General features: G+C 38.8%; 5 protein-coding genes and 2 pseudogenes. 3 read left to right on the top strand and 4 right to left on the bottom strand.

The annotated features are described in order from the left end of the window. The first annotated feature begins 147 nt into the window (after positions 1 to 147). Positions 148 to 633, top strand: a complete 486-nt coding sequence (locus tag ACTHOQ_RS13540; RefSeq protein WP_440496679.1) for a peptide ABC transporter substrate-binding protein — start codon at positions 148 to 150, stop codon at positions 631 to 633. A gap of 167 nt (positions 634 to 800) precedes the next feature. Here the strand turns inward: ACTHOQ_RS13540 and ACTHOQ_RS13535 are convergent, their stop codons facing one another. Continuing rightward, on the bottom strand, positions 801 to 1,733 hold the full coding sequence (locus tag ACTHOQ_RS13535; protein ID WP_440496678.1) for a hypothetical protein: 933 nt from the start codon (positions 1,731 to 1,733) through the stop codon (positions 801 to 803). 258 nt (positions 1,734 to 1,991) lie between these two features. On the opposite strand from ACTHOQ_RS13535, the gene ACTHOQ_RS13530 reads away from it, so the two are divergent. Both ACTHOQ_RS13530 and ACTHOQ_RS13525 read left to right on the top strand, forming a co-directional pair. Next, positions 1,992 to 3,329, top strand: a complete 1,338-nt coding sequence (locus ACTHOQ_RS13530; protein WP_440496677.1) for a hydroxysqualene dehydroxylase — start codon at positions 1,992 to 1,994, stop codon at positions 3,327 to 3,329. 258 nt (positions 3,330 to 3,587) lie between these two features. Then, positions 3,588 to 4,529 (top strand): carbohydrate kinase family protein, encoded by a 942-nt coding sequence (locus ACTHOQ_RS13525; RefSeq protein WP_440496676.1) that lies wholly within the window; start codon positions 3,588 to 3,590, stop codon positions 4,527 to 4,529. Positions 4,530 to 4,965: 436 nt separating this feature from the next. Here the strand turns inward: ACTHOQ_RS13525 and ACTHOQ_RS13520 are convergent. The 3 genes and pseudogenes from ACTHOQ_RS13520 to ACTHOQ_RS13510 form a co-directional block, all read right to left on the bottom strand. Then, positions 4,966 to 5,310: pseudogene (locus ACTHOQ_RS13520) on the bottom strand (ABC transporter permease subunit); the annotation flags it as partial. 13 nt (positions 5,311 to 5,323) lie between these two features. Continuing rightward, entirely contained in the window at positions 5,324 to 5,845 is a 522-nt protein-coding gene (locus ACTHOQ_RS13515; protein ID WP_440496675.1) for an ATP-binding cassette domain-containing protein, read from the bottom strand. Continuing rightward, positions 5,838 to 6,236, bottom strand: a pseudogene (locus ACTHOQ_RS13510) (ATP-binding cassette domain-containing protein); the annotation flags it as partial. The gene ACTHOQ_RS13515 and the pseudogene ACTHOQ_RS13510, both read right to left, overlap by 8 nt. Between the last annotated feature and the right edge of the window lie 294 nt (positions 6,237 to 6,530).

Here is a 6,530-nt window from a genome sequence, read left to right as displayed (position 1 = left end):
CCGCTGGAGTCGCCTCCCCTCCATTCCAATCAACTCGCCTTGGCATGAAGTTTTGTCATCCCCAACTTTTGGTGAAGGGCCGAATTATTGAAATTTATGTAACTTTTAGGGAGTTCTACATGTCTATATGTGTAGGAGGTGGTAAATTTGAAGTTTAAATTTTTTAGTATTTTGATTATTGTATCGATATTGCTTTCCGCTTGCACTGCTGGAATAGAACCAAAGGAACATTTAGGAGAAATATATATCGTTGCATTGGACTCAATAATGAAACAGGATGAAGGATTAAATAGTGATATGGAGTATATAGCCATTGATTTGAGTAATTCTGAGGAAGTAGATGCAAGCGATAAAAAGGAAATTTTAAACTACTTTAAAGAAAAATATAAAGTCGAAGTAATGGACGCTACTCTTGAACAACTGGAAGAAAAGGGATTATATAATCCAGATATGATGCGTTTGGACGGCGTACTTCTTAAAATAGAAAAAATTGATTTTAAGTTCAACAATAAAATCTTATTTGAAGGCTCTAAGTATCGTTCGGGTTTAGGGGCAATTGGAATAGAAGTTAAAGTTCATTATAAAGGTAATAAATGGAGACCCAAAGAAGTGAAAATGACTTGGATTAGTTAAATATAATTGTATTAACGGATTTTTTTGCGAAACAAACGATTTATAGCATATACAAAACAAACCTAAATAACGTTCTTAAATTAAAGTTTGGGGCATAAGGAAAATCGGTAAACACTGCTATAACAACGTTTACCGATTTTTTATTGGAACATTGTTTATACGGGTTTTTATGCAATGTCTCTTTTTGACTCTCTCTTCCAAATAGCGCACATTATTAACACTGTAAACAGCGTGAACCCGCCAAATAGACTTGGTACAAATTGTTGTGCGTATTTTAGACCAATTACATCCTGAACTACATAGACTGCTCCAACAGCAATCATCAAAAATAGCATAACGATTTGCACGCCGATTAAGACAATCCTATTCGGTACAACACTTGAAATGGCCATTGTTAAAATCGTCAAAACAACAGAAAGTACAAAGATTACAACGACCGAAAGAATAATATATTGCCAAAACGTTATGTCATACCAATGATAATTCCAGCCAAATGATGTCAACGGTAAATCAAAATGTGACTGCGTCTCATTCGTTCCATACAGCGCCATATAAAATAGCAATAAGGTAGCCGAAAGTAAAGTGCCGCTGAAAAGCCCAGCAAACCATTTCGTTCGGTACAATCTGCGTCCTTTTGCAGATGAATACTGTAACGGCACAACATTCGCTATTTGATCTCGAATAAAAACCGGTGAGACCAGGATGGCAATACTTACAAAAATCGCAATCGCAATCGAAGTTTTATACGTTTTAAAATTACTTGTTACAACATCTGAATATACAGCAAATCGCTTTTCATCTAAAAGTTGCTGCAGTCTCTTTTTCTGGCCTTCAGATTCATCGTTCATATACGCAATGATCGCTTCCTCTCTATATTGATTTTCCTTTAAATACCATTCGTATGCTTGAAAGCGCCAAGGAAAATCTACGTTACTCTCAAACACAATTTTGTTACGATAAGCATGCTGCTCCTCATTCTCGTACTTATGATTCTCAAACTTTTCATAACTATCCATACTTAAAGCAACCGCTTCTGGATCATTCGCTAAGTACGCATCTGCCACTAGGATCTCTGCTTCATACATAGCCTGTAATTTCAATCGCTCTTCCTCATCCCAATCGGCACCGAACATAGGAATGATCTGTTGTTCAATGTCAAAATGATCTCCTTCTGGTCATCCGTTTGGAAAATGCTCTAAATCAAATTCTATTAATAATTTAAAGAGTAATGCTAATTAAACTAAATGTGCATGATAGTTTAATTAAGTGAGTAACCCCATACATGTTTAGCCCCCTTGCATTTATGGGGATTAATTATGAAGAGACTTGGATTTCTATATACATGAGGAGGATGCATTTTGGAAAAATTCGATGTCATTATCGTGGGCTCAGGTTTGGCTGGTTTAACAACAGCTTTGGAATTAAGCGAAAGCGGAAAATCCGTTATTGTGCTCGAGAAGAATGAAGTTATCGGTGGCAGAACGTCTTCTTGGGATGAGAATGGGATGGTCGTTGAATCCGGTTTGCACCGACATATAGGTTATTATGAAGCTTTGCCGAAAATTCTGAAAAAGGTTGGAGTTGAAGTTGATGAGATCATTCAGTGGGAAGAGCAAATCGATATTCGAATAAAAGGTAGCAAAGAAAAGAAATCCTTTGGAATTTCACCGATTTACGGCCCAATTGAAACAATTAAAGGCGCTATCGGCAACAATGATCTCCTCTCGCTAGAAGATAAGCTTTCACTGATTTCTTTTTTCACAAATGGATTTCTGCAATATATAAAGCATCCCGATAAATTGGACCAATTCAGTGTAAGGGAATTTGCTGAAAAGTATCATGTAAGTGAGGATGCATTGAATTTTGTCGTTATCCCACTAAGCTCAGGGATATTCTTCCTACCTCCCGAAAGATATTCAGCAAAAGCATTTTTCGGATTATTTCTACCAGGCGTCAAGCGGTTCTATAAATTAAGGATCGGCGCTTATCTAGGTGGTATGACAGAGATTCTGGCTAACCCGATCGCACACCAAATCGTCAAAAACAAAGGGGTGATCAAGACCGGTTCAGGCGTTAAGAATTTAATTATGGATCAAGGGATTATTACCGGAGTCCAGTTGGATGGTGGCAACGAGGTAAGGGCAGAACATACAGTAATCACAGCGAATCTAGGCGGGGCCAAAAAGATATTGGCAAACCATTTTTCAACACATCCGTTCTTCGAGAATTTATTCCGGTTACCAACAATGCCCGCAGTAACGATTCAAATGGAGTTTGAAAAGCCTGTGCTTCCTGTTGATCGAACGACATTCGGCCCCCTCACTTCACTTGCAAGCTTTGCCGAGCAGTCCCGTTCCACTTTTAAGCATGTCCCAGGCAGAATTTCCATTATACTGACGCCACCCGAAAAATTCCTTAAAATGAATCATGAGGATATATTAAAAAATGTACAAAAGGATGGAAAAGAATTAGGGTTGGATTTGGAGGCTGGTTTAATCCAATACAGAGTTGTAAGCCATCCCGAAGATTTTCACAGCCTTGAGCCGAATTACGATCATCTGCGTCCTGAACAGCAAACGCCCATTAAAGGTTTAATATTGGCTGGGGATTATACTCGTCAGCCATTTTTCGCCACGATGGAAGGTGCTGTCATATCAGGATTGAATGCCGCACAATTAATATTGGGTGAACAGTAACGGACTTATGAAAACAGTTTCTCCCTTCCCTAGGTATTCAATGTTTCATCCTTCCTTTAGCGTTTTGAAGGAGCGAAGGAATCAACAATAGAATTCATAGGTCTGATGCTGTGGCGCAATTGATTGTCTTTCTGGCTAATCGCATTTATCGGATTTCAATTCAAAATATATAAATAAACTATATCAGTGCAATTATTTTTAATTTCGCCTATTTTATGCCAAAATTTAATGAAACACATAATTTTGGAGGAAACGCATATGAAGGATATTTTATGTATCGGTGAATTATTAATCGATTTTTTCACAACACAAACCGAACAATCGATTATAGAAGCAACGACATTTGAAAAACAGGCAGGCGGAGCTCCGGCAAATGTGGCAGCAGCAATCGCAAAACTTGGCGGGCATTCCTATTTTTGCGGAAAAGTGGGCGATGATGCATTTGGCCACTTCCTCAAACAAACGCTCGAGAAAGCAGGTGTTCATACAGATCAGCTTATTTTAGATCCGTCTGCACCTACTACTTTAGCCTTTGTTTCAAGAGAGGCGAATGGAGAGCGCGATTTCATTTTCAACCGTGGTGCCGATGAGTTACTTCGCATTGAAGACGTGAATTTACAGCAATTAATGGCGATTGATATAATTCATTTCGGTTCAGCAACAGCTCTTTTAAGCGAGCCATTTAGCAGAACTTACGAGCAATTAATGCAAACATTATTATTGCAAAATCATTTTATTTCATTCGACCCGAATTACCGCGCAGACCTTTGGAAGCATGATACAGAAAGTTTTATCCGAAAATGCGAACCTTTCATAGAAGCAGCCCATTTCATTAAAATGAGTGATGAAGAATTATTATTATTGGCACGTACAGACAACTTTGAGCTGGCAGTGGAATGGCTGACACAGTTTGATGGCAAAACAATTGCGATTACACAAGGGGCTTCTGGTACATTGCTCATTCTAAATGGCCAAATCACGTCTATCCCCGCAAACCCTGTAAATTCAATTGATACAACTGGTGCAGGTGATGCCTTTGTCGGTGCTGTTTTATATCAGCTGAGCAAACATGATGTAATGAATCTATCGTTCAATGAATGGGTATCGATTATTGAATTCGCCAATCTTGCCGCATCAAAAGTATGCGAGAAAGTCGGTGCAATTGAAGCACTGTCGGCATTAGAGGAACTGCGATCATAAAAAATTTGGCTGTTATATTTTTCAGCGTTTGCAATATTCCGCTGTTCACAAGCATATTGCACATAAAACAACAGAGCTTTTTCAAGTAAAAGCTGCACTTTATTGCCATCATCATAGCTATAGCGGTCATAAATGGTCTGCATTTTTAGCCTAAGCCTGCAACCGCAGCATTCAGTTTTGCCCTGAAGCAAAAGCAAATGCACGAGGTTTAGCTCATACCCACACGGTAATTGGATGTAATAACTGTATAAAGAGGCCGCTATTTAAGCTTTATAAAACTCATTTGAACTTATTAACAGGAATTGCGCAAATGCAAAGAAAGCGACATTCTCCCCGGCTCTGTTTCAATTTTTCCGCCTTGTTGTTTGTCATAGTCTACGATGGCTGCTTTTGCGCCTTCTTCCAAAAAATGCTTTACCGCTGCAAAGCAAATAACGTTTGGACCGAAAACTACTTTAATCATTTTCTGCAGCACGAGCATGAACCCGAGCGTAATTAAATTCTGCTGTACGTGATTTCCGTAAACCGGCTTAATAATAAGCTGTTCCGTAATAAACCCTAGAACAAGTCCTGTGAGAATCGCGACAACAATTCCGACTAAAAAGCTGTTGCTCCATAAATAAGTGAATACCCCAGTATAGGCACCCCATACGAACAGTCCGCCGTGCGCAAAGTTCAGCACGTCCATTAACCTGAATAAAATCGTCAATCCTGCCGCCAGCAAGAAAATAAGCATTCCTGTCGCTAGTCCATTTATCGTTAAACTGATTATTAGTTCCATCTGCTTTCCCTCCTTATCCGATCCCTAAATATTTACGCTTCAGCTGTTCGCCTTCAATTAAACCTTGCATTTTCCCTGATTGCACAGTCCGCCCATCATCAATCAATGTAAATATATCGCCGATTTTACTCGCCACCATAAAGTTCTGTTCGACAAGTACGATCGAAGTATGCTTTTTCATTTTGGTAATATCTTCTATTACTTTCTCAATAACAATTGATGCAAGACCTTTGGATGGTTCATCGATTAAAAGCAGTTTGCTGTCATTGACAAAAGCCCTTGCCATCGCAAGCATTTGCATTTTGCCACCCGATAGATTGCCGCCTTGCTTTTTCAAATCCGGGAATAACTGAATCGTCCCTATTGATGCCAGTGTCAATCCCATAATTGTGCGAAGTGTCGTCGTTTTCCCGGCGCCATCCCGCTCTAGCAAAACCGATACTTCTCCAGCTTTTGCTTCAAAATTGATGCCTAGCAAAATATGATATTGTGAAATAAATGTCTCCACACGCTCCAGCGTTAAAATATTACTCATATGCAAGGTCTCCTAAATACGCTTGTTGGACCATTTCATTGTTCATGATTTCCTCAGATGACCCGTCAGCTAAAAGCGCACCGTTGAACAGCATCATAATGGAGTCGGACAGATCGATAATCATATCCATTTTGTGTTCGATCAATAAAATCGTTATATCACCGCGCTCCTTAATCGAACGAATCACATCCAATATTGCAGGTACTTCCTCCAATGACATACCGGCTGTCGGCTCATCCAACAGTAAAATTCCAGTATCAATTGCCAGTAAAATTCCGATTTCCAGTTTTCTTTTTTCACCGTGTGAAAGCTGATTCTACACCTGATGCATTTTTTCGGTTAACAGAACTTGTTCCAAAATTCCAACCGCTTTATTCATAATTTCTTTGCAGCTGAAGATTTGTTCTAATAAAAGCTGATTTATTCTAATAAATAATATTTTGTTCTAATATAATTGCGATTTTCTAATATATCGTGCGGTTGTTCTAATATCACTTCGAAATGGGCTAATATCGGTTCTCAATCTTCTAATATCCCTCCGTCTTGTTCTAATAAGCTGTTCAATTGTTCTAATAACAAACTACGGCAAGACTTTTCCCTCCGATTACCGGCAATCAATGCTCCATTCCACTTCAATTTCAACCAACTTCTAATATCTGCTCCATTTCTTCTAATAAAGCTCTGA

This window comes from Solibacillus silvestris, assembly GCF_051967575.1.
In the GTDB taxonomy this organism is placed as follows: domain Bacteria; phylum Bacillota; class Bacilli; order Bacillales_A; family Planococcaceae; genus Solibacillus; species Solibacillus silvestris_B.
The sequence above is the reverse complement of the archived record's forward strand: the minus strand, read 5'-3'. Positions and strand labels throughout refer to the sequence as shown.